General features: G+C 63.8%; 28 protein-coding genes. 6 read left to right on the forward strand and 22 right to left on the reverse strand.

Annotation, left to right across the window (positions count from 1 at the left end; all coding sequences use genetic code 11):
• Positions 1-3: 3 nt before the first annotated feature.
• Genes QM732_RS19280 through QM732_RS19295 form a run of 4 tightly spaced genes read right to left on the reverse strand, consistent with a single transcriptional unit; the run spans position 4 to position 3,579 of the window.
• Positions 4-687 (reverse strand): DUF3025 domain-containing protein, encoded by a 684-nt coding sequence (locus QM732_RS19280; RefSeq protein WP_415657710.1) that lies wholly within the window; start codon positions 685-687, stop codon positions 4-6.
• Positions 684-1,607 carry an NYN domain-containing protein gene (locus QM732_RS19285; protein WP_415657711.1) on the reverse strand — a complete coding sequence of 308 codons (924 nt, stop codon included), beginning with the start codon at positions 1,605-1,607 and terminating at the stop codon, positions 684-686. Before QM732_RS19285 ends, QM732_RS19280 begins: the two co-directional genes overlap by 4 nt.
• Positions 1,604-2,647, reverse strand: coding sequence for a dihydroorotase (gene pyrC, locus QM732_RS19290; protein ID WP_415657712.1), 1,044 nt, complete (start codon positions 2,645-2,647; stop codon positions 1,604-1,606). Before pyrC ends, QM732_RS19285 begins: the two co-directional genes overlap by 4 nt.
• Positions 2,644-3,579: a LysR substrate-binding domain-containing protein gene (locus tag QM732_RS19295; RefSeq protein ID WP_415657713.1), complete on the reverse strand. Its 936-nt coding sequence runs from the start codon at positions 3,577-3,579 to the stop codon at positions 2,644-2,646. Before QM732_RS19295 ends, pyrC begins: the two co-directional genes overlap by 4 nt.
• A 95-nt stretch (positions 3,580-3,674) precedes the next feature.
• On the opposite strand from QM732_RS19295, the gene QM732_RS19300 reads away from it, so the two are divergent.
• Entirely contained in the window at positions 3,675-4,451 is a 777-nt protein-coding gene (locus tag QM732_RS19300) for an SDR family NAD(P)-dependent oxidoreductase (RefSeq protein WP_415657714.1), read from the forward strand.
• A gap of 196 nt (positions 4,452-4,647) precedes the next feature.
• Complete coding sequence (locus QM732_RS19305; RefSeq protein ID WP_415657715.1) at positions 4,648-5,415, forward strand: DUF4394 domain-containing protein; 768 nt, start codon at positions 4,648-4,650, stop codon at positions 5,413-5,415.
• A gap of 350 nt (positions 5,416-5,765) precedes the next feature.
• On the opposite strand, the gene QM732_RS19310 is transcribed toward QM732_RS19305, so the two are convergent.
• The 5 genes from QM732_RS19310 to QM732_RS19330 form a co-directional block, all read right to left on the reverse strand.
• Positions 5,766-6,500, reverse strand: a complete 735-nt coding sequence (locus QM732_RS19310; protein WP_415657716.1) for an amino acid ABC transporter ATP-binding protein — start codon at positions 6,498-6,500, stop codon at positions 5,766-5,768.
• Positions 6,501-6,512: 12 nt separating this feature from the next.
• Complete coding sequence (locus QM732_RS19315; RefSeq protein ID WP_415657717.1) at positions 6,513-7,178, reverse strand: amino acid ABC transporter permease; 666 nt, start codon at positions 7,176-7,178, stop codon at positions 6,513-6,515.
• Positions 7,178-7,921, reverse strand: a complete 744-nt coding sequence (locus tag QM732_RS19320) for an amino acid ABC transporter permease (protein ID WP_415657718.1) — start codon at positions 7,919-7,921, stop codon at positions 7,178-7,180. Before QM732_RS19320 ends, QM732_RS19315 begins: the two co-directional genes overlap by 1 nt.
• Positions 7,922-8,001: 80 nt before the next feature.
• Positions 8,002-8,889, reverse strand: a complete 888-nt coding sequence (locus tag QM732_RS19325) for an amino acid ABC transporter substrate-binding protein (protein WP_415657719.1) — start codon at positions 8,887-8,889, stop codon at positions 8,002-8,004.
• 109 nt (positions 8,890-8,998) lie between these two features.
• A complete protein-coding gene (locus QM732_RS19330) occupies positions 8,999-9,916 on the reverse strand; it encodes a LysR substrate-binding domain-containing protein (RefSeq protein ID WP_415657720.1) in 918 nt (305 codons plus the stop codon).
• A gap of 203 nt (positions 9,917-10,119) precedes the next feature.
• Here QM732_RS19330 and QM732_RS19335 point away from each other — a divergent pair, with 203 nt between their 5' ends.
• Together QM732_RS19335 and QM732_RS19340 are read left to right on the forward strand one after the other, a co-directional pair.
• Entirely contained in the window at positions 10,120-10,764 is a 645-nt protein-coding gene (locus QM732_RS19335) for a hypothetical protein (protein WP_415657721.1), read from the forward strand.
• Between the two features lie 460 nt (positions 10,765-11,224).
• Positions 11,225-11,527 carry a hypothetical protein gene (locus QM732_RS19340; protein WP_415657722.1) on the forward strand — a complete coding sequence of 101 codons (303 nt, stop codon included), beginning with the start codon at positions 11,225-11,227 and terminating at the stop codon, positions 11,525-11,527.
• 111 nt (positions 11,528-11,638) lie between these two features.
• Here the strand turns inward: QM732_RS19340 and QM732_RS19345 are convergent, their stop codons facing one another.
• From QM732_RS19345 to QM732_RS19355, 3 genes are all read right to left on the reverse strand, one after another.
• Positions 11,639-12,121 (reverse strand): hypothetical protein, encoded by a 483-nt coding sequence (locus tag QM732_RS19345; RefSeq protein WP_415657723.1) that lies wholly within the window; start codon positions 12,119-12,121, stop codon positions 11,639-11,641.
• 285 nt (positions 12,122-12,406) lie between these two features.
• Positions 12,407-12,892, reverse strand: coding sequence for a hypothetical protein (locus QM732_RS19350; RefSeq protein WP_415657724.1), 486 nt, complete (start codon positions 12,890-12,892; stop codon positions 12,407-12,409).
• Positions 12,882-13,172: a hypothetical protein gene (locus QM732_RS19355; RefSeq protein ID WP_415657725.1), complete on the reverse strand. Its 291-nt coding sequence runs from the start codon at positions 13,170-13,172 to the stop codon at positions 12,882-12,884. The genes QM732_RS19350 and QM732_RS19355 overlap by 11 nt, the downstream gene beginning before the upstream one ends.
• An 861-nt stretch (positions 13,173-14,033) precedes the next feature.
• Here QM732_RS19355 and QM732_RS19360 point away from each other — a divergent pair.
• Entirely contained in the window at positions 14,034-15,098 is a 1,065-nt protein-coding gene (locus tag QM732_RS19360; RefSeq protein WP_415657726.1) for an AbiJ-NTD4 domain-containing protein, read from the forward strand.
• Between the two features lie 339 nt (positions 15,099-15,437).
• On the opposite strand, the gene istB is transcribed toward QM732_RS19360, so the two are convergent.
• The 5 genes from istB to QM732_RS19385 form a co-directional block, all read right to left on the reverse strand.
• Complete coding sequence (istB, locus tag QM732_RS19365; protein WP_415654705.1) at positions 15,438-16,226, reverse strand: IS21-like element helper ATPase IstB; 789 nt, start codon at positions 16,224-16,226, stop codon at positions 15,438-15,440.
• Positions 16,223-17,716 carry an IS21 family transposase gene (gene istA, locus QM732_RS19370; RefSeq protein WP_415654706.1) on the reverse strand — a complete coding sequence of 498 codons (1,494 nt, stop codon included), beginning with the start codon at positions 17,714-17,716 and terminating at the stop codon, positions 16,223-16,225. Before istA ends, istB begins: the two co-directional genes overlap by 4 nt.
• A gap of 70 nt (positions 17,717-17,786) precedes the next feature.
• Positions 17,787-17,927 (reverse strand): hypothetical protein, encoded by a 141-nt coding sequence (locus QM732_RS19375; protein ID WP_415657727.1) that lies wholly within the window; start codon positions 17,925-17,927, stop codon positions 17,787-17,789.
• A gap of 99 nt (positions 17,928-18,026) precedes the next feature.
• A complete protein-coding gene (locus QM732_RS19380; protein WP_415657728.1) occupies positions 18,027-18,227 on the reverse strand; it encodes a hypothetical protein in 201 nt (66 codons plus the stop codon).
• Positions 18,224-18,430, reverse strand: a complete 207-nt coding sequence (locus QM732_RS19385; protein WP_415657729.1) for a hypothetical protein — start codon at positions 18,428-18,430, stop codon at positions 18,224-18,226. Before QM732_RS19385 ends, QM732_RS19380 begins: the two co-directional genes overlap by 4 nt.
• 250 nt (positions 18,431-18,680) lie before the next feature.
• Between QM732_RS19385 and QM732_RS19390 the strand changes: the two genes are divergently transcribed.
• The gene (locus QM732_RS19390) at positions 18,681-19,049 is read left to right on the forward strand and encodes a hypothetical protein (RefSeq protein ID WP_415657730.1); all 369 of its coding nucleotides are present in this window, start codon (positions 18,681-18,683) and stop codon (positions 19,047-19,049) included.
• Positions 19,050-19,394: 345 nt separating this feature from the next.
• Here the strand turns inward: QM732_RS19390 and QM732_RS19395 are convergent, their stop codons facing one another.
• From QM732_RS19395 to QM732_RS19415, 5 genes are read right to left on the reverse strand one after another with little or no spacing between them, the layout of a single operon-like run.
• Complete coding sequence (locus QM732_RS19395; RefSeq protein ID WP_415657731.1) at positions 19,395-20,504, reverse strand: TniQ family protein; 1,110 nt, start codon at positions 20,502-20,504, stop codon at positions 19,395-19,397.
• Positions 20,467-21,447 (reverse strand): TniQ family protein, encoded by a 981-nt coding sequence (locus QM732_RS19400; RefSeq protein ID WP_415657732.1) that lies wholly within the window; start codon positions 21,445-21,447, stop codon positions 20,467-20,469. The genes QM732_RS19395 and QM732_RS19400 overlap by 38 nt, the downstream gene beginning before the upstream one ends.
• Complete coding sequence (locus QM732_RS19405) at positions 21,425-22,321, reverse strand: TniB family NTP-binding protein (protein WP_415657733.1); 897 nt, start codon at positions 22,319-22,321, stop codon at positions 21,425-21,427. Before QM732_RS19405 ends, QM732_RS19400 begins: the two co-directional genes overlap by 23 nt.
• A gap of 3 nt (positions 22,322-22,324) precedes the next feature.
• Positions 22,325-24,346: a hypothetical protein gene (locus tag QM732_RS19410; RefSeq protein WP_415657734.1), complete on the reverse strand. Its 2,022-nt coding sequence runs from the start codon at positions 24,344-24,346 to the stop codon at positions 22,325-22,327.
• Entirely contained in the window at positions 24,300-24,983 is a 684-nt protein-coding gene (locus QM732_RS19415) for a Tn7 transposase TnsA N-terminal domain-containing protein (protein ID WP_415657735.1), read from the reverse strand. Before QM732_RS19415 ends, QM732_RS19410 begins: the two co-directional genes overlap by 47 nt.
• Between the last annotated feature and the right edge of the window lie 21 nt (positions 24,984-25,004).

Raw genomic sequence — 25,004 nt, forward strand, 5'->3', positions numbered from 1 at the left:
TCCCTAGGCGGGCGCCGATGCTAGCCGCTTTGGGCGGAAAATCCGGTCGTCAGCGTAGAAGCCGTGAGCAGCATTCGGCGCCCACCAGCCAGGAATGCCGAGCACCGGCAGGGGCGGCAGGTCGGCCGGGCAGAGGGTCGCAGGCAGTTGCGGCGCCTCGGCATCGGCCACGAAGAGGACGCGGGCACACAGTGGCGGGCGCGGCGCGAGCAGCTTTTCCAGCAGCGCATGGCCCACCACGAGGGCGCGGGTCTCCTGCCACAGTGCGCGCCGGGTGATGAAGAGGGTGCCCCAGTCCTGCTCGCGCAAGGCCTGCTGGAGCGGCGCCGGCGCGACCAGCAGCAGGCCGCTCTCGTCGAGCAGCGTCAGCGCGTCGCGCACCGGGCCGCGCCGGCCCGGCGGCGCCGGCGGCGCTGCAATGTGAGCCCGGTTCAGTGCCGCCTTGAACGCCGGGCAGCGCAGCCAGACCAGGCCGTTGAAAAGGTCATGCGCGTTATGCCGCGTCGGCACGCGGCCGGTGGCGGCGACGTGCTGCTCGTAGCCGGCGGCCAGCGGGCCGGCCGGCTCGAAGCGTTCATGGCCCAACGCTTGGTGCACTGGCTGGCCAGCCGCCAACCGCGCGAGCACCGGACTGGCCACGCCACGGTAGGGCGCGAACCAGGGCAGCGCCCAGTCGGGGCAGATCATCCGTGGCCGAAGCGGACCTGATTGGGATTCTTTTCCGGCTGCAGCTGGAAGGCCTGCGGGTGCTTGCGAAAGAGCCTGGTCGACGGCGCATTCTTCGCCAGCAGGCCGGCCGCCTTCAGCACCTTGGCAGCGGCGCCGAGGTCGTGCCACTGGCCGTCGGCCAGCTTGGGCAGCAGGTTCAACACGGCGTTGATTTCCTTGGCCGCGGCGACGTTGGCGTCCACGGGGTGCGGGGCCGCCTTGACGGTCGGGGCGGCCGGGGCCGCCTTGGCGACCTGGGCGGGCGCTGCGGCCTTGGCAGCCGGCATCGGCGCTGCCACGGGGGAGCTCACCGGAGCTGCCGCCGGAGCGGCTGGCTTGGGTGCCGGAGTCGGCGCAGGCGCCGCCGACTTCGGCGGTTCGCCCTTCTTCACCGCTGGTTTGGCAGCGGTGGCCTTGCGGGCTGGCGCCCGCTTCGCCGCAGGCTTGGGCACGGACTTCGCCGACGAGCGCCCGCTGTCATGCGCCAGCTCGTTGAATTGGTCATAGATCTGGATGACGCCGTCGCCGGTCTTGCCGTACTGACCGAAGCCACGCAGCCAGGCGCCCTTCTCACGCAGGCGCAGCACCAGCGGCGCAAAGTCGCTGTCTGACGACACCAGCACGATGACGTCAGGCTTCTCGGCAATGGCAAGGTCCATCGCGTCGGCGGCGAGCGCAATGTCCGTCGAGTTCTTGCCGATGGCGAGGTTGACGATGGCGCGCAGACCCAGCCGTTTCAGGAAGCTCTGCTCACGCAGCGCCTGCTCGGCGTTGCAGTAGGCGCGGCGGATGTGGGCGGCGCCGTAGTCCTTGAACACGGCGTTCAGCGCTTGCTCGATGACGTCGGTGGCGACGTTGTCGAAGTCGACGAGGAAGGCAACTTTCTTGTTGTCGTTCATGCGATCAGCTTCCACTGCAGGGTTTCACCGCCGCGCAGCGGCTTGAGTTGCGCCTCGCCGAAAGGCACGGCCTCCGGCAGCGTCCAGGGTTGGCGCTGCAGCGTGACAGTGCCGCGGTTGCGCGGCAGGCCGTAGAAATCGGGGCCATGGTGGCCGGCGAAGGCGTCAAGTTTGTCCAGCGCGCCGATGGCCTCGAAGGCCTCGGCGTACAGCTCCAGCGCCGAAATGGCCGTGAAGCAACCGGCGCCGCAGACCGAGTTCTCCTTCATCACCGACGCATGCGGCGCGCTATCGGTGCCAAGGAAGAATTTCGGCAGGCCGGAGGCTGCGGCCTTCAGCAGCGCCTGGCGGTGCTCCTCACGCTTGAGCACGGGCAGGCAGTAGTAGTGCGGGCGCAGGCCGCCGGTGAAGATGGCATTGCGGTTGTAGAGCAGGTGCTGCGGCGTGATGGTGGCGGCCGTGAAGCGGTCGGCCTCGGTCACGTACTGCGCGGCGTCCTTGGTCGTGATGTGCTCGAAGACGACCTTGAGCTCCGGCATCGCCGCGCGCAGCGGCTTCATGACACGCTCGACGAACACGGCCTCGCGATCGAAGACGTCGATGTCGCCGTCCGTCACCTCGCCATGCACCAGCAGCAACAGTCCTTCGCGCTGCATGGCCTCCAGCGTCTTGTACGTCTTGCGCAGGTCGGTCACGCCGGCATCACTGTTGGTCGTGGCACCAGCCGGATAGAGCTTGAGCGCAACGACGCCAGCGTCCTTGGCGCGCTTGATCTCATCGACGGGTGTGTTGTCCGTCAGGTAGAGCGTCATCAGCGGCTGGAAGTCGGAACCGGGGCCGTCCTTGGGCAACGCGGCCAGGATGCGCTCGCGGTAGGCCACGGCCTGCGCGGCGGCGGTGACCGGCGGGCGCAGGTTGGGCATGACGATGGCGCGCGCGAACTGCTGCGCCGTATAGGGCAGCACGCTTGCGAGCGCGGCCTCGTCGCGCAGGTGCAGGTGCCAGTCGTCCGGACGGGTGAGGATGAGGGTGTTGGTCATGATGGGAGGGGATTGTCGTCGTCCAGGTCGGCCGCGAGCAGGCTGGCCAGCCAGTCCATGAAGACGCGTACGCGCCGAGGCGTGTGGCGGCGCTGGCTCATGACCAGATTGACTGGCAGCGGCGCCGGCTCGAAGCCCGCCAGAACGCGCACAAGCCGCCCCTGGGCCAAGGCCGCCTGCAGGCCGATGTGCGGCGCCTGGACGATACCCATGCCGGCAAGCGCAGCCACCTCATAGGCGTCCGTGTGGTTGACGCTGACCCGCGCCGGCAGATGCACGCTGTGCGGACGGCCATCACCTCCCACCCAATCGAAGCGCGGTCGGCGGTCAGCCCAGGTCTGGCTGTAATGAACCAGGGCATGGCCCTGGGCGAGCAGGTCGTCGGGAGTGCGGGGCGTGCCCCGAGCCGCCAAGTAGGCGGGGCTGGCGACGTTGATCAGGCTTACCCGCCCCAGCGGGCGGGCCACCAGCAGCGGGTCGTGCACTGCACCCACGCGCAGCACGCAGTCGAACCCCTCCTCCACCAGATCCACGCGCCGGTCCGAGCAGCTCAGCTCCACCTGCAGCCCCGGATGCTCGGCAAGGAAGCCTGGCAGCGCAGGCAACACGCGGCCGAGCGCCAGCCGCACTGGCATGTCCACCCGCAGGCGGCCGCCAAGCTGGCGGTCCTGCTGGAACAGCGCCTCGATCTCGCTGGCGTCGGCCAGCAAGCTGCGGGCGCGCTCAGCAAGTAGCTCGCCGTCCGAGGTCAGGCTGACGCGCCGCGTCGTGCGCTGGAACAGCCTGCTGCCCAGTCGGGCCTCCAGTTCGCGCACAACCTGGCTGACCCGTCCCTTGGGCAGCCCCAGCTCATCAGCCGCGCGACTGAAATGGGCCAGCTCGGCGACCTGCAGAAAGACGCGCAGCGCAGCGAGGTCGATATTGGCGTCCATTCAAAGCACAGTCATTTCATTTTTTGAGACTTTATCCATTTCTAGTCGAACAATAAATTCACCTCCGTCCCACCCAACCACCCGACGGAGCACCCATGACTTCCACGCCCCACCCCATCACCCTGATCACCGGCGGCAGCCGAGGCCTGGGCGCCCAGATGGCGCTGGCACTGGCCCGCGACGGGCACGACATCGTGCTGACCTATCGCGAAGCCGCCAGCGCGGCTGACGCCGTCGTCGCGCAGATCCAGGCGCTGGGCCGCCGCGCACAGGCGCTCCGGCTGGACGTGGCCGACGCGGCCAGCTTCGCCGGCTTTGCCGCGCGGTTACGTGACGGCTTGGCCGACTGGGGCGCGAAGACGCTCGACGGCCTCATCAACAACGCCGGCGCTGGCGCGCACGCCAGCTTCGCTGAGACGACGCCGGCGCAGTTCGACGCGATGGTGGCCATCCACCTGCGCGGCCCGTTCTTCCTGACTCAGGCACTGCTGCCGCTGCTGGCAACCGGAGAAAGAACGGGCGCGCGCGTGCTGAACATCTCCAGCGGCCTGGCACGCTTCACGCTGCCCGGCTACTCGGCCTATGCCGCAATGAAGGGGGCCGTGGAAGTGCTCGGCCGCTACCAGGCCAAGGAGCTGGCGGCACGCGGCATCCGCGTCAACACGCTGGCGCCCGGCGCGATCGCAACGGACTTCGGCGGCGGCGCAGTGCGCGACAACGCCGACGTGGCCCGCTTCGTGGCGTCGGTCACCGCGCTGGGCCGCGTCGGCGAGGCCGAGGACATCGGCGGCGCGGCGGCCACACTGATGCGGCGTGATGCGGGCTGGATCACCGGCCAGCGCATCGAAGCCTCGGGGGGCATGTTCCTCTAGTTCGCCGTCGCTGGGCCGAGCCGCCCGACAGTGACACCGGGCAGTGAACGTATAAAGCGTTCGCCCCTGGAAACCGAAAGGCGTTGCCATGTCCCGTCACACACTCGTACTTGTTGCCTCCGCCGCATTGATCGCCGGCTGCGCCAGCGCGCCTTCGGAGCAGGTCGGCCCGCCAACCAGGGAGACAATCTACGCCGTGACGGCAGCCAGTCAGCTGCTGGTGCAGTTCAATGCCGGCCAGCCGCAGAAAACACTGTCCAGCAAGCCGCTGACCGGCTTCAACGCAGGTGACCGGCTGGTAGGCATCGACTACCGCGTCGCCAGGGGCCAGCTGTTCGGCCTGGGTGCCAGCGGCCAGCTCTACCGCATCGACACGAAAACCGGCGCGCTCGCCACGGTCGGCGCGCCCAGCGCGCTACCTGGGGGCAGCACCACCGAGTGGGGCTTCGACTTCAACCCGACAGTTGACCGCATCCGAGTCGTCAACGACGCCGGCGACAACCTGCGCCTGCACCCGGACACCGGCGCCATCGTCGACGGCGATCCGGACCAGCCCGGAGTGCAGTTGGACGGCAGGCTGGCCTACGACGCGGCGGACGTGAATGCCGGCAAGAGACCTGGTGTCGTCGCGGCCGGCTACACGTACAACAAGGACAACGACAAGATCACGACCAACTACGCGCTGGACGGCCGCCAGGGTGTGCTGGTGCACCAGGGCAGCAAGGAAGGCGCACAGCCGATCGTTTCGCCTAACACGGGGCGGCTCTACACGGTTGGCTCGCTGGGCGTGGGATCGTTCGACAAGGCAACGCTGGACATCTCGGATGTATCCAATGCGGCTTACTCGGCCATCACGATGGGCGGCCAGTCGATCTGGTACCGCATCGACCTGACATCCGGCAAGGCGACGCGCATCGGCACTGTGGCGGCTGGCGCGCTGGTGGGCGCGGCAATCGAGCCCTGAATCGGGGCAGGAGTCAGTCCTTGTAGCCTGAGCCCCTCGCGCACCGGCCGGCATGCGACTCCGCAACGGGCGGTTCGAGAGTTCCGGATGATGCGAGACCGGGAAGGCCCAGCTGCTCGAAGTGGTTGATGGTCGGGGCCATCTTGAGTGGGCCGTCGCTGTGCTCTACCAGTGGCGGCTGTTGCTCGCCCCCTCCGTTTCGCCACATTCGCCGCTGGCACGGATGAGCCGCAGAGCGGCCTCGTCCACGATGCGTCTCTTGACGCCGGCCCACCAGCATGTCGCGGTTCATCCAGCCGAAGAAATTCTCCAGGCCCGTGCGAGCGGCCCCGCTTTCATGCCGCAGCAGTTCAGTGCTGCAGGATCTTCGCGAGGAAGTCCTTGGCGCGCGGCGAGCGCTCATCGGGCTTGTTGAAGAAGTCGGCGCTGCTGCAGTCCTCGTTGATCTTGCCCGCGTCCATGAAGATGACGCGGTTGCTGACGCGCTTGGCGAAGCCCATCTCGTGCGTCACGCACATCATGGTCATGCCCTCGTTGGCCAGTTGCACCATCACGTCCAGCACCTCGCCGACCATCTCCGGGTCCAGCGCCGACGTCGGTTCGTCGAACAGCATGACGATGGGGTCCATGGACAGCGCACGCGCGATGGCCACGCGCTGTTGCTGGCCACCGGACAACTGGCCGGGGAACTTGTCCTTATGGGCGGACAGGCCCACGCGATCCAGCATCTTCAGGCCGCGGGCCTTGGCATCGGCCGGCGAACGGCCCAGCACCTTGATCTGTGCAATGGTCAGGTTCTCAGTCACCGACAGGTGCGGAAACAGCTCGAAATGCTGGAACACCATGCCAACGCGCGAGCGCAACTTGGGCAGGTTGGTCTTGGGATCGGCGATGGAGATGCCGTCCACGACGATGTCGCCCTTCTGGAAGGGCTCCAGCGCATTGACCGTCTTGATCAGCGTCGACTTGCCCGAGCCCGAGGGCCCGCAGACGACAACGACCTCGCCCTTCTTGATGGACGTCGTGCAATCGGTCAGCACCTGGAAGCTGCCGTACCACTTGGAAATGTTCTTGATGTCGATCATGGTGGCCCCCAATCAACGGATGATGGCGATCTTCTTCTGCAGGCGGCGCACGAGCTGCGACAGGCCGAAGCAGATGACGAAGTAGACAACGGCGGCGACGAGATAGGTCTCGACCGGACGGTTGAAGTTCTTGCCCGCGACCTCGAAGCCCTTGAGCAGGTCGTACTCGCCGACCGCATAGACCAGCGACGTGTCCTGGAACAGGATGATGGTCTGGGTCAGCAGCACCGGCAGCATGTTGCGGAAGGCCTGCGGCAGCACGACGAACCTCATCGTCTGGCCATAGGTCATGCCCACCGCGTAGCCGGCATTGACCTGCCCCTTGGACACCGACTGGATGCCGGCCCGCATGATCTCGGAGTAGTAGGTTGCCTCGAACAACGTGAAAGTGATGAAGGCCGACATCTGCCCGCCCAGCGGCCCGAGCAGCTTGGGGATGAGCAGGAAGAACCACAGGATCACCATCACCAGCGGGATGGAGCGCAGCGTGTCCACGTAGAAGGCCGCCGGCACCGATAGCCAGCGGTGGCTGGACAGCCGCATCATCGCCAGCAGCGTGCCGAGGATGATGCCGCCAATCATGGACACCAGGGTCAGCTGGATCGAGAACCAGAAACCCTTGGCGATGAAGCTCTGGATAACGGCCCAGTTCAGGAAGGAGTAGTCGAGGTTCAACATCACTTCGCTCCCACCGTGCCGGGGATGCGCACGCGCCCCTCGATGAACTTGGCGATGCGGTTGATCGCGAAGGCGGAGACGAAATAGAGCAGCGTCACGGGAATGAAGATCTCCTCGAAGTGCGAGGTCTCCTCCGACGCCTGCTGCGCGAACTGCGCCAGCTCCGGGATGCTGACCGCGAAGGCCACGGCGGAGTTCTTGACGATGTTCATGCTCTCACTCGTCAACGGCGGGATGACGATGCGAAAGGCCATGGGCAACAGCACGAAGCGGTAGGTCTGAGGCAGCGTCATGCCCATGGCCTGCCCGGCATAGCGCTGGCCGCGCGGCAGGGTCTGGATGCCCGCCTTGACCTGCTCGCCGATACGTGCGCTGGTGAAGAAGCCCAGCGCGAAGACGACCAGCACCGAGGACGACAGGTTATCCCGCAGGACCGGGAACAGTGCCGGCAGCACGTGGTACCAGAGGAAGACCTGCACCAGCAGCGGGATGTTGCGAAACAGCTCCGTCCACGCCTCGCCGAAGCGGGCCAGCCATCGGTTGGGCGCTGTGCGGATGATGCCGATCAGCGAGCCCACGACCAGCGCCAGCAGCAGCGCCAGCAGCGAGACGGTCAACGTCCAGCCCCAGGCGTGCAGCATCCACTGCAGATAGGTCTGCTCCTTGCCGCCAGGGCCGAAGCAGCCGGCGACGGCCTCTCCGGTGGCGGTGTCATTGCAGTAGAACTGCCAGTCCCAGCTCATGGCCCTCTCCTCAAGCCTCGCATCTAAAGCAAAGCGGGTGCCAGGCACCCGCTCCAAGGTCTTTCAGGTCACTGCGCGAATCACTTCTTCGCGTAGTCTTCCATCGGCTTGTCGTTGGGATTGGCCCACGCTTCCTTGGTCGCGGCGGACAGCGGCAGCCCGATCTTGGTGTTGGTCGGCGGGATCGGCTGCAGGAACCACTTGTCGTAAGTCTTGGCGAGATCGCCGGACTTGATCTGCGCCTTGATGCTGTCGTCCACGGCCTTCTTGAAGGCTGGGTCGTCCTTGCGGATCATGATCGCGATGGGTTCGACGGACAGCACCTCGCCGACGATCTTGAAATCGGCCGGATTCTTGGACGTCGCGATGTTCTTGGCCAGGATGGAGCCGTCCATGACGAAGGCGTCGGCACGGCCGGAGTCCAGCAGCAGGAAGCTGTCGGCGTGGTCCTTGCCGAAGACTTCCTTGAAGTCCACGCCGGTGGCCCGCTCGTGCTTGCGCAGCGTCTGCACCGAAGTGGTGCCGGTGGTCGTCGCGATGGTCTTGCCATTGAGCTGGTTGATGGACGTGATGCCGGAATTGGCCTTCACGGCAATACGCACCTCCTCGACATAGGTCGTCACGGCAAAGGCGACGTCCTTCTGACGGGCGACGTTGTTGGTCGTAGACCCGCACTCCAGGTCCACGGTGCCATTGACCGTCAGCGGGATGCGGTTGGCCGACGTGACCGGCTGGTACTTGACGTCAATCTTGACGCCCAGCTGCTTGCGCAGGTCGGCGATGACGCGCTCACAGACATCGATGTGGTAGCCGACGTACTTGCCGTCACCAATGGTGTAGGACAGGCCCGAGGACTCGCGCACGCCCATCGTGATGACGCCGCTGTCCTTGATCTTCTTCAGCGTGTCTTGGGCGTGCACGGCCGAAACACCAGCCAGCAGGGCGGCGACGAGCAGAACTTTCTTCATGGAGACTCCAACAACAGGGAAGTGGGACATCGATAACAGGTCCAAGCAGACCACGCCTCTCACTCTGTCCGAATACGGGTTTTCACGCGGCCCGCACAGCAGGTCGGCGTCACGCTGCTGACGCGAGATAGTCCCATAGCGCCTGGGCCGCGGGCTTCTGGCGGCGCGACAGCTCGGGGCGCTCGCGGTAGATCCGCAACTCCATGCTGAGGCTGAATGTCCCCGGCGCTGCGGCCGGCACGAGGCGCCCCCCGGCCAGCTCCTTCTGCACTGAGCTGGCCGGCAGGAAGGCGAAACCATGACCTTCGAGCGCCATCGCCTTCAAGCCCTCGGCCATGTCGGTCTCGTAGATCGCGTCGAGGTTCAAGGCACAGTCGGCCTCCTTGACGATGAGCTCGACCAGCCGGCCGAGATAGGCCCCTGCCGCGTAGCTCAGAAAGGGGATCTTCTGACCCGGCCGCCCGGGCAGGCGGAACATCGGCTCGCCCTGGGCGTCGGCCCTGGCATAGGGCGACAGCGTCTCGTGGCCCAGGGACACCATCTGATAACGCTCGGGGTCCAGTTGCAAAGGCTGGCTGGCATGGTGGTAGACCAGCAGCAGGTCGCAGTTGCCTTCGCTCAGCTGCAGCATCGCGTCGTGCACATTGGCTGCATTGAGCCGGCACTTGATGGCGCCAAAGCCGCGCCGCAGACCCATCAGCCAGTGAGGGAAGAAGGAGAAGGCCAGCGAATGCGGCACGGCGAACTCGATCATGTCCTGATCCGCCGCCTGATGGCTGCGCAGCATGTTGCGCGTGGCCTGCAGATGGCCTAGCAGCTCAACCGCCTGGGCCAGCAACGTGGCACCCGCGGCCGTCAGCCGCGTCGGGTAGGACGAGCGGTCGACCAGGTCGACGCCGGCCCAGGCCTCCAGCGCCTGGATGCGGCGCGAGAAAGCCGGCTGGGTCACGTGGCGGAGCTGGGCGGAGCGCGAGAAGCTGCGCGTCTCGGCCAGGCTGACGAAGTCTTCAAGCCATTTGGTTTCCACCCACGGCAGTGTAGCCAAGGCCTTCGCACCGCTCCGGCAGCTTCCGACGGGCTCGCGGCACAGGCCAGGCACCCCCCTCAAGCTCGGCGCCCCCCGGCCCCTGATGCCCCCTCAACTGCAGGGGGGCGGGGCCAGCCGGTTATGAGATGGCTTGTTTACATTTCCTTCCACAAACCCAACTCGAATCCTGGACGGAGAACGCCATGCGCAAGACGAGCAAACTACTGGCCCTAACGTTGGCAGTTGCCCTGCAGCCGGCCATGGCAGGCACGGTCACGCTGGACTTCAACGATGTGACGGCCACCGCGCCGCTCACCAACCAGTATGCAGGAGCACCGTGGTTCGTCGAGGCGTCCGGCGCGGCCTGGACGGCGGCGAATGTGTCTTGCTTCCCGAACGACCCCATCGCCATTGCCTTCCCCGGCGTTGGCAATTGCGGCGCCCTGTGGCTGGCCGAACCGAACGACAACCAGACCAGCTCGATGACGCTGAAGGTGGGGAACGGCTTCGACGCGCTGTCCTTCATCTACTCCGGCAGCAATGGCGACTCCAAGCTGTCGGTATCGATTTACGACGCGACCGGCGCACTGCTGAGCAGCCTCGACAGCCTGGGCGCCCAGGCCTGCGGCGGCGATTTCTTCTGCACCTGGTCCAATGTAATCTCCCTGAGCGGCTTCAAGGGGGCCAGCACCGTCAAGTTCGAAGCCGACAACCAGGCGTTCCTGCTTGACAACCTGACCTTCACGACCAACGCAGGCGGCGGGCAACTGCCCGAGCCCGGCGGCATCGCCCTCGCTCTGAGTGCGCTGGGCGCATTGGGCTGGACCCGCAAGCGCGCGTCGCGCTAGGCCGCCACTCCCACCCAGCCAACGACCGCCGCCCGGCGGTCGTTTCATTTGGGCGTCGGGACAGCTGCAACCAGCAGGCCCCGAACGCCACACATGCCGGCGCGTCTGTTGAACGCCAGCTAACTCTGAACCGATCGCCCTGGGGCAGCCGGAAAGCTCGTCAAACAACTTTGACGCGCTTCGTCGCCTAAGTTTGAACTTTCGCCTGCCGACACCAGCTAAGTCTGAACCGAAAGTGCTGTCTAAATAAACAGGACTTGATCGATCAGACTGAAGGAAGCAGCTGCTATGCGTAATGGGAAGGTGGGCACGTGTAGGTCCGGCTGGCCAACACCGTCGTCGTGCGCAGCGACCGGCCAACTCACCTTGAACCGCCTGTCGACGACGGCGAAGAGGAAGCAAGAAACCTGAGGCTAAGTACCATTCGGCAAGCCGCCCCGTGGCGGTTTCAGGAGCCGCCATGAGGATCAAAGATGTCCGGCCGCAGCCGTTTGTTTTTCAGCTTCGTTGCGACCGTTGCGGCGCCGAAGCGCAGCACAACGTCGACGACGGCTTCAACAACTTCCTGCAGATCGAGTTCGATGCGAGCTGGGGCTCAGACCTTGGCGATGGCAATCACGTGGAACTCGACATCTGCCACGCCTGCCTGAAGGAGACATTGGGGCCGTGGTTGCGCGTGTCGCCAGCCGCGTGGGCTGCGGCATCCAAGGACTTCATGGCCAACATCGAGAAGCCTCCCATCCCGAAGCGGGACCCTCTGTAGGCCGCAAACCACGCCAGTGGTTGGGCGGGGACGCAACGCGTTGCGGAATAGCTTTACTTGGTGGGCTGACCACGGGCGTGGTCGCGCGGCTCATCACAGCAATATTGACGATCACTTGAAGAACGTCAACTTGTCGCCATCCACGAAGGCCTCAGGTGGGGGGCCATCCTTGAACTCAATCGTGCCCTTGGGGTCTCCACCAATGCTGATGACGATAGCAACATCATTGACCGCAACATCCAACGGCGGTGGCGGTGTTAACGCGTATTGACCGACGTACCGTCCCTCGGAAGTCAGGACGAGCACGCGCTGCCCTCCATGCAGAACATTGCCGCCCTCTGGCATGAACTGATACCTGTAGTCATATGCCAAGTAGCTTTGCTTTGTCCCGCGAATGGTTCCCGCCAGCTTGAAGGACGCGCGCGGCCCGTCGCATAACAGCGGCCCAGAGAAGCCTCCGGCCTTGAGCGCAGCTTGGCGACCGTCCAGGCATCGAGCCGTCGATGCCGAAGATCCTGCGGCCAATGAACAGCCCACCGACGAGACTGCCACCACGACAGCGGCGAAGGTTTTCAGCATGGTGGCTTTGCGCATGACAGGTTCTGCAATTGGGTTTTCACCTTCGACAAGTAGTTCGGGTCGCTGCCGCCGTTGTATCGCGTTATGGCTGCATCCCAACCGCGGAATGTCACGGCAGCGCCAGTGGCAGTCAGCAGGTGCACCGGCTCGGGGCCGGCGGCGTCGAGGACATACCAGGAAGGGCAAGGTTGGGGATGGGGTTGCATGGCGGGGTGAGTTGTTGCCCCGTGTAGCGATGTTCCTCGGGCTTCAGGCAACCCGCTGGGATGGTGCGCTTCAGACCCGGCTGTCCGCCATCCATCAGCGCGTTTTCTGGCCCAACGCGAAGGCTATCGACACCGCTACCAAAAACCCGAGAGTGGAGCCTTGCATGGTCAGCCACCCTGCGCCGCGCTCAACGACCCTATCAAGCCCGACGGTCAACACCATGCCGACCCCGATGACTATCGACAAGAGGACGCCCGCTCCGATTACTGCGGCAATCGAGACCTTGCCGCGCCGCGCCAGCAACAGCGAGAGCGGCAACAGGCCGAGCGTGACGAACATCAGAGAGAGGTAGCACGCTAGCAGCCCATTGGCCGCCGAGGCTCTGAGAGAGTCTCCACCCGAGATAGCGCCAAGCACAAGGCTCAGAACCAAGACGATGGCATACCCAACCGTCACCTGCTTCGCCCCCAAGACTGCGAAGACACTGCGGAACAGTAGGCGCTGCAACAGGACTAGGCCGAACATGACGCCAGCAAAGACCAGCATCGTGATTGGCGCAAATAAGAACTCAAGGCCCATCGCCATCCTTCTTGATTTGGTTGTTGGCCTTGGCAGAGTTCCGCAGACCCATCCATTTGAATATCGCTACACCACCGTACTGATTGCCGAACGTCGTTAAAAAGTTTGTATTGACCCCTCGCCCATAGGTCCAAATCTGAGCAATGCCCGCATCGTTCACCGAGAGCCATCGCACAACGTAGCCATCGTTGAACACATGGCCCGGCGAGGTGCCATTGATGACCATGTCTTGGTTCGGAGCGTACTGGGTAATCGGATTCGCGCTGGTAAGGCCGCTCAATTCCTGAGGTACTGTTCTCCCAACCACAGCACATTGGCCAGCACCCGGCGCAGAGCTGCACAGCAACTGCTGCCGAGCGGCGTCAAGGCACCCCGCCGCCGCCGTGTCGCATATCGAACTCGCAAATGGCCCGTACTCATGGAAGTTCGGGTCCTTCGAGTCGTAGTCGGCGCCATTGCATTTGTGGGCGAGGCAATTAAAGAGGTACCCAAACGCCGCAGTCCGCGCACCATTAGAAAATTTGCCCCCGCCGAGTACCGAAGCAGTTCCACCAATGACCGCACTGACTACGGTGCGCGGATTCTTCTCTATTGCCCTGGTACAGGTGGCGGGTTGCAGGTCACATCAGCCGCTCACTTCGCCAGCTCGCATGCTGACTAACAGGGTACGGGGTCGAATTCCCGCCAAGCTGAGCAGCCCTCATCCCTGAGGTTCACCGTGCAAAGCATCCGCATCCGCGGTGGCGAAGGGGGCAATGGGACAGAAGGCCACGATGCGGTCTACTCTGTACCAGGCACTCAGCGCCCCGATCGCCTTGTATATCCATTTGTCGTCGATCCTGTGCCGTGCGTATTCCGGTGGACGTGAGCGCCCAGTTCAGCGCCATGAACAGCTGAACCAGTGTTCATGAGCATTGGCGGCCACCCCTGACGAGCGGCTGCTTGGCAGCGGGTGCGGACGTTGACCGGGCCATGCCCGACACACAAAGAATTCCAAGCGGAGAGTGCCGTTTCGCGATCTTGGCGGGCCCTTAGCGCGCGATGTGACGGGCGCTAAGGCCCCGCTGCGGTCGAATCACCTACCTAGCATTTCAGTCGTTCGCTTAGCATTGATGCGACTCAGGGAGAAGAGCTAAAGAACATGCTGACTGACATCTTCGCGGACCGATATAAAGACCAGCCGATTTGGACCAAATTCGGCGAGTCCGAGCGCCGCCTGCTGACTCAGATCTACAACCTCATCAAGGAGGTCTATCCGTACTGGCGCGATGGGAAAGAGAACACGATCAACGTCGCGATGTACAAGGAACTGCACGATCAACTGGCCAACGAACTTGGACGCAAGGAGCTTGCCCCTCGCTACTACTCCTACACCCAGAAGAATGCGTTCGGTACCGACATGCCGGTCAGCGGCTGGTACTCATACGAGCACGTCTTCGAGCAATTCCTAACCGGCCCATTTAATGACTCGTGGGACCCCGACGCATACATCAAGGCCCGCATTAGCCTGATCGAACTGGTGATGCGCAAGCGCGGCACCGAGGTTGCCGCGATCAACTACCTCCTGACTACTGAAATCCGCGATGCAAGCATCAACGCGGCCAGGGCACGAGGGCGAGGTCTGCATGTACCAGGCGACCCAGCTGAAGGCGTAATCGCCAGAAACAAGGCCGTCAACGATGTGTTCAACGCGAAGGTCGAGGAACTCAACGAGCGCTTCCGGCGAGCTGGTGCGCCGTTGAGTTTCCACAACGGCTTCATCCAGTTCGCAACTGACCAGCTCGTCGAGCGCCAAGTCTCTAAGCCGTTCTGGACCTTGGTCGCTGAGCCCAAGTGGTCAAACGTCGATATAGACATGAAGGAGGCTTTGGACCAGCGCGACAGCAATGGCAAGGATCCAGCGATCTATGCGGCCAAGGCACTAGAGAGCACGATCAAGATTGTCTCGGCCGAGAAGGGATGGACTAGAGGCACGGAGAGAGGTGCGGCGCAGTACATCGACAACTTGATGAAGAAGGATCACGGCTTCCTTGAGCTTTGGGAAGGCGAGATGCTGAAAGACTACTTCATAAAGGTTCGCAATGCGGTAGGCCACGGGCCAGGCGATCAGCCGATGCCGACCTTGACACTGCCGCAGACAGACTGGGCCATCGAGACCGCCATGTCCTGGATCAGGACGATGGTCCGCCGACTGCAATCATCGTGAGCTGATAGCGGCTGGCAGGCTTGCCTAGAGCCACGCAGCACACGCTAACTAGCTGAACGCTTCTGGGCAGCCGTTCGAGTCGTCCGAAGTCTTGGTCCGCTTCCAGCCTTGCGCCGTCATCGAGCGCCACCACCGGCTCTCAAATGCCGACGTTGCCGAAACGGCTGATCAAGTGACGCTGAACCTTGCGCCCGGGAGTGGCTGAAATTTGCATGCCGCGCATAGATCGGCCCGCCGCTCATCCCATCCACATCGACGACCACTGCTTCCGCCCTGCCCGGCGTCAACTATCCTGAGCTGCCAGCGTCAACTATCTTGAGCGGTGCGGATGGGTGTTGATCACGGTGTTGGAGGTGCGCTGCGTTGCCGGCGCGCCGGCAACGCAGCGCGGCGTCGGTAGCTGTCCACGTTCATCTCCAGGATGGTCGAGTGATGCACCAGGCGGTCGACCGCAGCCACCGTCATGGCTTTGTCCGGGAAGACCTCATCCCACGCCGAGAACGGTGCGTTGGCCGTGATGGCCAGGCTCTTGCGCTCGTACCGCTCGGCGATCAGCTCGAACAGCACCGAGGTCTCGGCCTGGTCGCGCCGTGCATAGCTGAGGTCGTCCAAGATGATCAAGTCGAACCGGTCGAGCTTGGACAACTCCGCCGGCAGGCGCAGGTCGCGCCGGGCTGCCTGCAGGCGCTGCACCAGCTCGCTGGTGCGCACGAACAGCACCTTCAGCCCACGGTCGATCAGCGCGTGGCCGATGGCCGCCACGAGATGCGTCTTGCCGGTGCCCGGCGGGCCGAAGGCCAGCAAGTTGTGGCCCTGCGCAATCCAGCTGTCGGCCTCGGCCAGCGCCATCACATGGGCCTTGGAGACGGCCGGCACCGCAGCGAAGTCGAAGTCGGCCAGGCTCTTGCCCGGCGGCAGCTGGCTGTCGACCCGTGCACGGGCCAGGCGCCGCGTCTCGCGCTCGGCCATCTCATGGCCCAGCAGCGTGTGCAGCAGCCGCTCGGCCGGCCAGCCCTCGCGGTTGGACTGCGCGGCCACATCGGCCCACAAGCGCTTGATGGTCGGCAGGCGCAGCTCGGTGAGCATCAGTGGCACCGCTGCCCCCGATGCATTGGTGTCGGCACTCATGCGGCCTCCAGCAGTTCGTCGTAGACCGCCGCTGACGGCAGCACCACGACCACCTGAGGCATCGCAGCCGGTCGTGGCGCGAACCTGTCCCTGAGCACATCGATGTCGGGGAGCTCGGCGCCATCCAGCAAGCGAGCGAGTTCGATGGCCAGCTCTGCCACCACGTTGGCTCGGTCGGCCAGGTCCAGCAGGTCCACCATCAAGCGGCAGGCCGCCCGCTCGGGCAACGCCTGGCTAATGTGCTCCCAGGCCAGGGCGTACTCGCTGCGCGGGAACATCGCATCGCGCAACACCCAACGCGCGAAGGCGCCGGGCTTGCGCTTCAAGTTGGGCAGCATGTGACGCCAGTCAATGCGCTTGGGGTGGCGATCGGCCGTGCTGGCATGCAGCCGCTCGCACTCGAAGACCTTCACTCCGCCCAGCCAGGCGTCCAGATAGGTGCTGTGCAGCCTCACCTTCAACCGTTGACCGGCCAGACGCGAAGGCACGCTGTAGAGCACGCCCTTGGCGCTGAACACGCCGAACTTGCTAACGCGCGCATCCATCTCCTCGAAGTCGGACGTGCGCCGAGTCGGCAGCGGTTGAAGGCTGGTGCGCTCGACTTCCCATGCGCGCGCGCAGCGCGCGTTGAGCCGGCGCACGGTCTCCGCCACGAACTGCTCATAGGCCGGCAGGTCATCGAACTCGCGGCTGCCACGCAGCAGCAGAGCCTGGTCCAGTCCGCGCTTGAGGCTGCCTTGGCGCGCTTCAATGGAGCCGTTCTCGTGGCTCACGCCGGTGTTATTGCGCGTGGGCCGCATGCCATAGTGCTTGCACAGGGCCTGGTAACGCCGCGTCAGCTCTTCGCGCTCGGCCAGGTTGTTGAAGGCCGCCGACAGGCTGTCGGTGCGGTGTTCCTGCGGGACGCCACCGGCCATCCATAGCGCGTCTTGTAGCCCTGCAGCCAGGCTCTGGAAGCTCTCACCGCCCAGGACCACCCTCGCATGGCGCCAGCCGCTGTGGGCCAGCGCGAACTGGTACAGCCGGTGTGGGAAGGCCAGCCCCCCCAGACTGACGTCCAGATCGTCGGCCACAGTGAAGTCCGACAGCCCCAGCCGGCCCGGCGGATGCTCCTGCGCGAAGAACAACTCGCGCTCGCCGCCGTGCTCGGCGCGCCACTGGCTCACGCGCCGCTGCAGCGTGCGCAGCACTCCATCGGCGAACCGCTCGGGGTGGCGGCGCTGCAACTCCTCCAGCACGGTGACGGCCATCAACGACGGTGCGCCTTCCAGCATGGGCACCACCTCACTGGCCCACACCTCGGCCAGCGGGTCGGCGCGGGTGCGCCAGTGTCGCGGTGGGCGTTGTGATGGCAATGTCGTCGCCGATTCCAGCCGCCGCGCGCTGGCCACGCTGATGCCCGTCTTGGCTGCAGCAGCCTCCTGGCTGTGCTTGCCCCTCAGTTCCTTGTACTTGCTCACTTGCAGGTCCGTTATGCGTTTGCCGGGCACCGTGGCTGCCTCCCTCTGGAAGCCAACCACTGTAGGAACCCACCCGCAAAACGCTCCCCGGCGGCCTGCGTCAACCGCTCACGATAGTTGTCGCTGAGCGCTCAAGATAATTGTCCGCCGCCACCGCCCCATCCATCAGCTTGCCGTAGAACTGATTGGCGGCTTTGCCTTCGGCCAGCGCCGGTGGATCGACTTCGTCCAGCGGCACCATGGCCATCCTTGCGCGGATCTGCGTTACACCGTCGTAGCAGTCGCCAGCACTATTCAGGCCACAGCCATGCCAGACTTGGTTTGCCAGCGCCTCAGCGCTTCAGCGCCCAGGCCGACACCCCTCGAAGTCATCCAGAAGTTCGTCCGGCAACGGGGCATCAAAATCGGCGGCAACGTTGATCTTGTCTTTGAGCCAACCCAGTTGACGCCGCGGGACATCGATGGCGTCCTGCCGCCGCCGGCGGCGCATAACCTGGTGGATGCGTCGGACTCTGATGCGTTGCTTTCTGAGCGACGTCATCCGAACTCCTTCACGTTGATGGGTGGCTCCGAGAGAGCTCGCTGAATCTTCTCGAGAGCCCTCTGAGGGGCGCCTGGCTCATCGTCGACGGTCCACATCACGACCGCCGGGTTTACCGAGTAGCCTCGAAGGCGGCCGTTCGCGTCGTAGTACACCTCGTGCACAGCGCAGTACGAGTCCTCCCCAGCGTCGAACTCGATCACGCGAAGGTTCCAGTGTCCCTGTTTGTGCGCGGCGTAGGTCATTGAATCTAGTTGAACTTGGGATGTGCCTGGTGGGCTCGGGATGCCGAGTTGGCTGGTATGTGGCATTGCGCAGAGACTGGCAGGGACTGTGACTGGCTCACCAGATGAGCCAGTCAGTGCTTATGCTGTGACGACGCGCAGCACAAGCGGCCTCGCAGCTTTACGCTGGCAGGGATGCGGGTCGCAGCGAGACTCAACAGGATTGCAAATGGTTCCAAACGACTTCCCTCGCGCGATCGAGACCAGCGCCCTACCAGGTTCAACGGAAAAGTTTGTGGCACGTCTCATCGATGGGCGATATGTGGTCGGCATGACACCCGATGAAGTGGAGCTCCGATATGAAGGCTGCATTGATTTGGTCGAGCAGCTGCAGAAGGCTGCGCTCCAGTTCGCAACACAGAACCCGACATGGTCGTCCGCGCAACTGTGTGATCGTCTGAGGCGGGGAATCGAGCATGAACGGCTTCGTTGGAAGCTGAGTCCCGCTGAAGCGCGCTGGATCCTGAAGGAGCTCGCTCGGCGCGAAGGATGGGACCTGGACAGCACGGCCGAGGCCAACGGATCTTCAGCCCCCTGAATTCCCCGGCGTTCCCCGGCGCGCCTAGGTCGAGCCCCGTTGTGCGCTGGTATCGCAGGTAGAACCTCTCAGATTTCAGACGCAATCCGCCACTGCGGCAATTTACAACGCCGGCCCCATCCATGACCGCGATAACGCGGACCTCCATGATCCATCGGCGCATCTTGACCACACTGACGCCGGCAAGCCGGGCGGCGCCTCGGACCGTCACCATGTCTGCGGCTTGCAATATCAGCGTCCGCGCCGTCGAGCTGTCGGTCAAAAGCGCTCTGGCCTGTGCCAACGGCAAGTACGGCGAGTTGCGTTTGGCCATCAACATCGCCGCCTGCAAAAACTTCTTCTTCATCATGCAGCTGTCGCACCACAAGGCCGACAGACCACTTCATTGGACTCCTCATCACCATGCACATCCCCCCCGAGGTCAGCGTGAGCTCCTGTCCCCGTTGAGCGCAACGTGCGACTCAGCGAGTCCACGGACTCGCCTGCTTTTGGCGTCGTCGCGAACGGTCTATCGCGGTTCGGCCACTGCTGCGCCGGTAACGACACGAGTTTGTGTACGCGGCCGCCATCTCTGATTCCGATGTGATGCCTGTCGTACAGGATGCAGAGGCGCCCCGGTTGTTGCGGGGCGATACCGGCCCGCTGCAAAGCCAGCCAGCGCTCTTTTCCTATGGTCGCCGTCCGATCAATGACCAGGTTTACAAAGCTTTCGTCGACGGCTGTCGCTAACGGTTGAGCACGGTGCAGGTTGGATAGCAAGAAGGAAGCGCTGACCCTGGTTATTGAGCCCCCCCGAACGACTTCAGCATGCCGATTTGCCAACGCGCTAAGCACCGCACGACCGCGCGCTGCGTCGCGGGCAAGGTTCGGGGAAGGCATATCCCGGGGCATCTTCCGCTGGTCGAAGCCGCACCATCTGCAATGTGCAAGCGTCCGCGCCTTCGAATGGCGCTCACGGAGAACTGCGTTCTCCATGCGCCAAGCTTTGCCGCAGGCACCACAGGCCCGCCGCAGGGAACATAGATGTTGAGGGCAGGCCTTCCAGGGCCTCAGTCGCCACTCGATACGCAGATAGGGAACTGCGTCTTCCTGGAAACAGGCCAGGCAGAACTTGTACAGCGGTCGCCCGTCAGAATCGCCAAGCGCCACTTGAGCTCCCAGCCCGGCGCAAAAGATGGAATACATCAAGCTGGTTTCAGCCACCGGCCGACCACAGGCGCGAGCGAGCGCACCATAAGCTGGACGCGACAACTCGACGTCAGCGTCTAAGTTCCACCGCGCTCCCACCGCCTCCTGCAAGTCAGCGAAGCCAAGGTCATAGCGATACGCAAGGCGCTGCAGCCAGGAGTTGGGGGACTCAGTCGGAAACGGCGCCGGGGCGCCATGGAGACGGTAAGGCATGGGTATCTCCCGATCGTCAGCCCAGCACGGATCCAAATAGTTCCAACTGCGCATGCGGACTTCGATCTCGAAGACGGGCGCTCTTCCACGTCCTGAAGCCAAGCTTGGCAACCAACTGGGTGGACGTCCGACGGTCATGGTCAGTCAAGCCCCGTGCCGCCAAGGTGACGAGGGCATTGATGTGAACGGCCAAGGTGATCTCATCCGCCGGCCTTGAGCCCGAAACAATCTGCCGCAGACGAGCACCCGCACGCTCGACCATTGCCTCAACCTCCCGGGTCTGCATCGGGCCGTGTGTCCTCCCGGGATCGACGTTGTCGTGCTGGCTGCGCCTGACGCCCAGCGCCCAAATCAACCGCGATGCCCCATCAACCGACATCGCATCGAAGAACTTATCCAGATCGCCGTGACTGACCGATCGCACCCCCGCTACGGCCGGCAGATCCATGCGATCTGCAAGCCATGCAGTCATCCACGTCGGCACGCCGTCCGATGGACTGCCCGGATCAATCCGGGAGAGGTCTTGTCCACACCTGCAGCGCGTCAGCGTCATGCGCCGCCAGCACAAGGCCTCCTTGCAGTTCGGACACTGATCCAGGAGCGGCGTCCAATGCAGCCTGCACCGGGTCATGAAAAGTACGTCCCAGTCGACACGCGCATAGCCGTCGACAGCAAGGCACGTCGGACACACCTGCGGGCGATGTGATCGCAGCAGCCAAGGCTTTGAGAGCTCACGGCCCATCAGTGAGATATGAAGCTCACCGTCACGGCGCAACTGATGGGGCGCGAGTGCGATCAGGCGCGACGGAGACGCACCGTAGAGCTGCGCGATGGCCGCCGCATGCGCCTCGCCGCCTCGCACAACCGAACTGCAGCCAAGCAGACGCGCCGTGCCAGCAAGGCCTCGAACCCGATTCGCTTCAGCCATGCGCAAGGCGTAGCCGAGGACCGCCTCATCCGCGAAGGCCTCGTCACTACGCGGCAGCTGGCGCAGCATGGACGACCTTCTTGAGAAATGGATTCGCCACGCTTCCACTCGCGCCAAACAACACGGCGAAGGCATCGAAAAGCGACTGCTCGTCGATGGCCAGCAACCCTCGTTTTGCTGCCAAGTGGACCGCGATTTCGAGGAGCTGCTTCAACGGGCGAATGAGCCCATGCGTCGCACGGTGGATCTGCCGACTGAATTTGCGGTGCGCGATGTGAATGTCGAAGGCCCTGCATTCGTTTGCCAGCGCCTGCAGGAAGCCGATCCATTTGTCGTTGGCCGAGAACGGCTCCAACTTGCACCGCGCCGGCGCCCGGCTGAACAGCTGATCATTGAGCTGTTCCAGGTATCCCCCTCCGGCGACGCCCAGCATGACTACGACGATATTGGTCTCGTCGACTACCAGCTTCAGGTAGTCCGTGATCGTCTTCCCGGACAACTTTCGCTGTCCTTGCGTGAGGTGATGTACCTCGTTGATGAACAGCAGCTTGATCCGCTGTTCTTTCAGGGCCGAGATCAGGTCCTCTGACTGGTCATAGATCTTCGCCGGCCGAATCGTCGGGGGGAAGGACAGCTGCGTCAGCATGGAAGCGATGACCTGGCCTACGGACGGCGTTGCCTGGATCGACAGGCTCAGGGCAAGCGGTCGAGCGCCAAGCAGATCAGCGCTGCCGACCTGTTGCTGAAGGGCGCTGATCAAGGTGTTCTTGCCGATGCCGCTTGGCCCCATTACGCTGGCACCGAACGGTGTCCGGCTGATCTCGGCCACCTCGACGAGGTCGATGATCGTGTCCCGGGCCTGCTTGAATGCGTCGTGCAGGACCACCGCCTGACCGATTTGCTGGCACGCCAGGTGGGCTGCAGACAATACCTGTGAGGTCATGTGTCACTCCATCTGGAAAGATTCGTAGGAGGGGACATCGCGCTCAACGCCCTCGGTCGGATCGGCCTCGGCGCGCGACAAGTACTCGTCCGGCGGTGGGCATGAAGGGGCAGCACCACCGAGGACGTCGGCAGACGTGAGACCCTGCATGGCCCGTAGTTGCAGCCCCTTCAGCTTTCGGCCGACTTTCACTGCATTCGCCCAGATTTCGTTGAGCTCCGCCTTGGCGGTGAGGTACTGCTTCTCCGCGCCGATGCTCTCAAGGTGGTCCTTGCGCATTTGGCGGATCGCCCGATGCTGGATGAGAGAAAGCCCGGAGGTGTATTCCGGATTTGTCGAGGGAACGCACAACCAGCGCTTGCTAGCCGGATCCTGGACGTAAGCCATTCCCAGATCCCCCGGCTGAAACTTCACCATGGTCGGGAAGGTACTGGCTGTCCGGCGACGGATGTCCTGCAGCTCTTTCGAATTGAATCGGAGGTACTCCATGACGACCCCCTCATTGCCGACCGTCAACTGCCTAGACATGCAGCCGAGCAAATCGAAAGACTTCAGGTCGGCGGGCAGCTCGGGCATGGGCATGCTGTCCAGCCCTTCGGCGAATAGATCCAACGGGCGCGCGAGCCGGCGATCGTTCACTTGGGTCGGATGCTCGTCCACAAATGCCTTCAGCAAAGCAAAACAAAGGTCACTGAAACGGATGCAGGCCGACTTGAGTGGATCGAGCGGAAGCTCGTTGGTCAGGCCCTTCCTGACGAGCCCCTCTTTGGGCAAGGCCATCTTCAAGTCCAGCATCGTCCGTTCGACGACCGGCTTGAACCAAGGCTGGCGGACTGGACAGAACAGCACGTCGCCCCCCATCTCGAGTGCCGCAAGGCGGAACTGGGGCGAATGGAATTCGAGGCCGTTGTCGACCACCCACAGATCGTGCAACCCCCAGGCAAGCCAAGGGCGCTTCAAGCCGGGCGCTGCTGCCGTGATCTCGTCTTTGGGGAGCACGGCCTGCCGGATGGCGCTCAGGGTTGAAGGCAGCCCGGTCCCCCAGAAACTGATGAAGAAGCCCAGGACGTAACCAGAGAACGCATCCACGACCATGGTGACCGTGGGGCGTCCGAGTGGCATGCCGTTCGCGTCATGGACGACCACGAGATCTAACAGCGTGTGGTCGATCTCAACACGCTCAAGGGGCCGGGTTGCGCACACCCCCTTCAAGCTGTATCTCCACTTGTTGCGGGCGTACGCCGTACCGTGTCGCGCCGCATCCACCGCGAAAGGCTCAATCTCGGTCAGCGCGCGGCGTACTGTTGACTCGCTAACCTGATAAGGATCGCCGAGGTGTGAGAGGTGCTCGAGGCGCTTGTTGATCTCGATGACCGTATCCGTCAACGGAGGCTGAGCCCGGGTGCAGTAGTGGCCCCGCAGCTTTTCCATGACGATAGCGAAGACGAAGTCCGGCAGGACTCGGCGGCGCTTTCGGTCGACGTTCTTGCTGATCAGAGCGCTGGGTGCACTGCCTTCGATCTCAAACACACGCCACCAGTTCATGACGGTGGACGCTGATGGCACGGGCAGGGTCAACCGCCCACGCAGCTCCTTCTCCGTCGGATCATCGTCAACGCACCCGTCTTCGCCGTTCGAAGCAAGCCGTGCCCTAAGCGCCGCAAGCTTTTTCTTGATGTCCCGTCGCATCCCACGGCTTAGGCCGTGGCGCCGCAGATGCGCAATGTATGCACGCTTCCGAAGCAGTTCCTTGCGATATCGCTCCGGAAGCGAGTCCAGAGACGCCACAAGGTCGATCGGTTTCTCTTCGGGCGGACTTGCGTCCGGGCTGATGTATGTGGTGTGCACCAGTGCCAACGTGCCATCCAGAACATCGGCCGACAGCTTGGCCACCGACGAGTTCGAGAACGCTCCGGTGGCCTGGTCTTCCAACACAACCGTCTTGTTGTCAATGATCCGGCGGACGGCGAGCACCCGTTCACCACGGCGTAGCAGCAAACCAGCGGCCAACTGATAGCGCGGCATGGCAGTCCTCCTTGTCGAGATGAATCAGAAGGGTTGCGTCATCAACGACGCGGGGAGCCTTGGTTCCAACCAAGCGCCGCCCCACGAGCCACGCAACCACGTCGCGTCCCACGCCGGCGCGAGCGCTCAGCTCACCGGCGGCCACATAGCCTGATTCATCGGCTAGCACCGCTAAAGTTCGAGCAACATCGGCATCGGGAAACTCACCCCTGGCGATCCGACGGATTTGCATCGCGTCGGCCATTGGTCCGGCCGATCGAAGATTCTTCTCCGTGATGACAAAAAAGGTCTTCTCTTGCGCCCTAAGAGCGTCAGCAGCCGCCGTCAGCTTTGCGTGGTGCTTCTTCAAAAACGCTGAAGGCTTGACCTCGATGACGACCTGTTCGCCGGAGTCGAAGGTGAGCAAGAAATCCGGCACATAGGTTGTGGGCTTTGTGCTGTCCTCTCGTGGAGGCAATTCGAGTCGAAAAGGCTGATGCTCGATTCGCTGCAGACGCGGCAGCAGCACCGCGACGGTCAGGAACCATCGCTCCATGATGGACTCGAACTCGATCGGATCAACTTGCAGCCAGGGGCAGCAGACCACGCCGACGTTCTTGTGCGGCGAGCGCGTGACGACGCGCCGTGCTGGTTTCATAGAACCTCCTTGGGAGTCAAC

This window comes from Roseateles sp. (genome assembly GCF_047654805.1).
Classification (GTDB): Bacteria; Pseudomonadota; Gammaproteobacteria; order Burkholderiales; family Burkholderiaceae_C; genus Pelomonas.

Coding starts and splice junctions, on each gene's coding strand:
- QM732_RS19280 (WP_415657710.1), bottom strand. CDS start 687: ATGATCTGCCCCGACTGGGCGCTGCCCTGGTTCGCGCCCTACCGTGGC.
- QM732_RS19285 (WP_415657711.1), bottom strand. CDS start 1,607: ATGAACGACAACAAGAAAGTTGCCTTCCTCGTCGACTTCGACAACGTC.
- pyrC (WP_415657712.1), bottom strand. CDS start 2,647: ATGACCAACACCCTCATCCTCACCCGTCCGGACGACTGGCACCTGCAC.
- QM732_RS19295 (WP_415657713.1), bottom strand. CDS start 3,579: ATGGACGCCAATATCGACCTCGCTGCGCTGCGCGTCTTTCTGCAGGTC.
- QM732_RS19300 (WP_415657714.1), top strand. CDS start 3,675: ATGACTTCCACGCCCCACCCCATCACCCTGATCACCGGCGGCAGCCGA.
- QM732_RS19310 (WP_415657716.1), bottom strand. CDS start 6,500: ATGATCGACATCAAGAACATTTCCAAGTGGTACGGCAGCTTCCAGGTG.
- QM732_RS19315 (WP_415657717.1), bottom strand. CDS start 7,178: ATGTTGAACCTCGACTACTCCTTCCTGAACTGGGCCGTTATCCAGAGC.
- QM732_RS19320 (WP_415657718.1), bottom strand. CDS start 7,921: ATGAGCTGGGACTGGCAGTTCTACTGCAATGACACCGCCACCGGAGAG.
- QM732_RS19325 (WP_415657719.1), bottom strand. CDS start 8,889: ATGAAGAAAGTTCTGCTCGTCGCCGCCCTGCTGGCTGGTGTTTCGGCC.
- QM732_RS19335 (WP_415657721.1), top strand. CDS start 10,120: ATGCGCAAGACGAGCAAACTACTGGCCCTAACGTTGGCAGTTGCCCTG.
- QM732_RS19340 (WP_415657722.1), top strand. CDS start 11,225: ATGAGGATCAAAGATGTCCGGCCGCAGCCGTTTGTTTTTCAGCTTCGT.
- QM732_RS19345 (WP_415657723.1), bottom strand. CDS start 12,121: ATGCGCAAAGCCACCATGCTGAAAACCTTCGCCGCTGTCGTGGTGGCA.
- QM732_RS19350 (WP_415657724.1), bottom strand. CDS start 12,892: ATGGGCCTTGAGTTCTTATTTGCGCCAATCACGATGCTGGTCTTTGCT.
- QM732_RS19360 (WP_415657726.1), top strand. CDS start 14,034: ATGCTGACTGACATCTTCGCGGACCGATATAAAGACCAGCCGATTTGG.
- istB (WP_415654705.1), bottom strand. CDS start 16,226: ATGAGTGCCGACACCAATGCATCGGGGGCAGCGGTGCCACTGATGCTC.
- QM732_RS19375 (WP_415657727.1), bottom strand. CDS start 17,927: ATGGTGCCGCTGGACGAAGTCGATCCACCGGCGCTGGCCGAAGGCAAA.
- QM732_RS19380 (WP_415657728.1), bottom strand. CDS start 18,227: ATGACGTCGCTCAGAAAGCAACGCATCAGAGTCCGACGCATCCACCAG.
- QM732_RS19390 (WP_415657730.1), top strand. CDS start 18,681: ATGGTTCCAAACGACTTCCCTCGCGCGATCGAGACCAGCGCCCTACCA.
- QM732_RS19395 (WP_415657731.1), bottom strand. CDS start 20,504: ATGCGCAGTTGGAACTATTTGGATCCGTGCTGGGCTGACGATCGGGAG.
- QM732_RS19400 (WP_415657732.1), bottom strand. CDS start 21,447: ATGCTGCGCCAGCTGCCGCGTAGTGACGAGGCCTTCGCGGATGAGGCG.
- QM732_RS19405 (WP_415657733.1), bottom strand. CDS start 22,321: ATGACCTCACAGGTATTGTCTGCAGCCCACCTGGCGTGCCAGCAAATC.
- QM732_RS19410 (WP_415657734.1), bottom strand. CDS start 24,346: ATGCCGCGCTATCAGTTGGCCGCTGGTTTGCTGCTACGCCGTGGTGAA.
- QM732_RS19415 (WP_415657735.1), bottom strand. CDS start 24,983: ATGAAACCAGCACGGCGCGTCGTCACGCGCTCGCCGCACAAGAACGTC.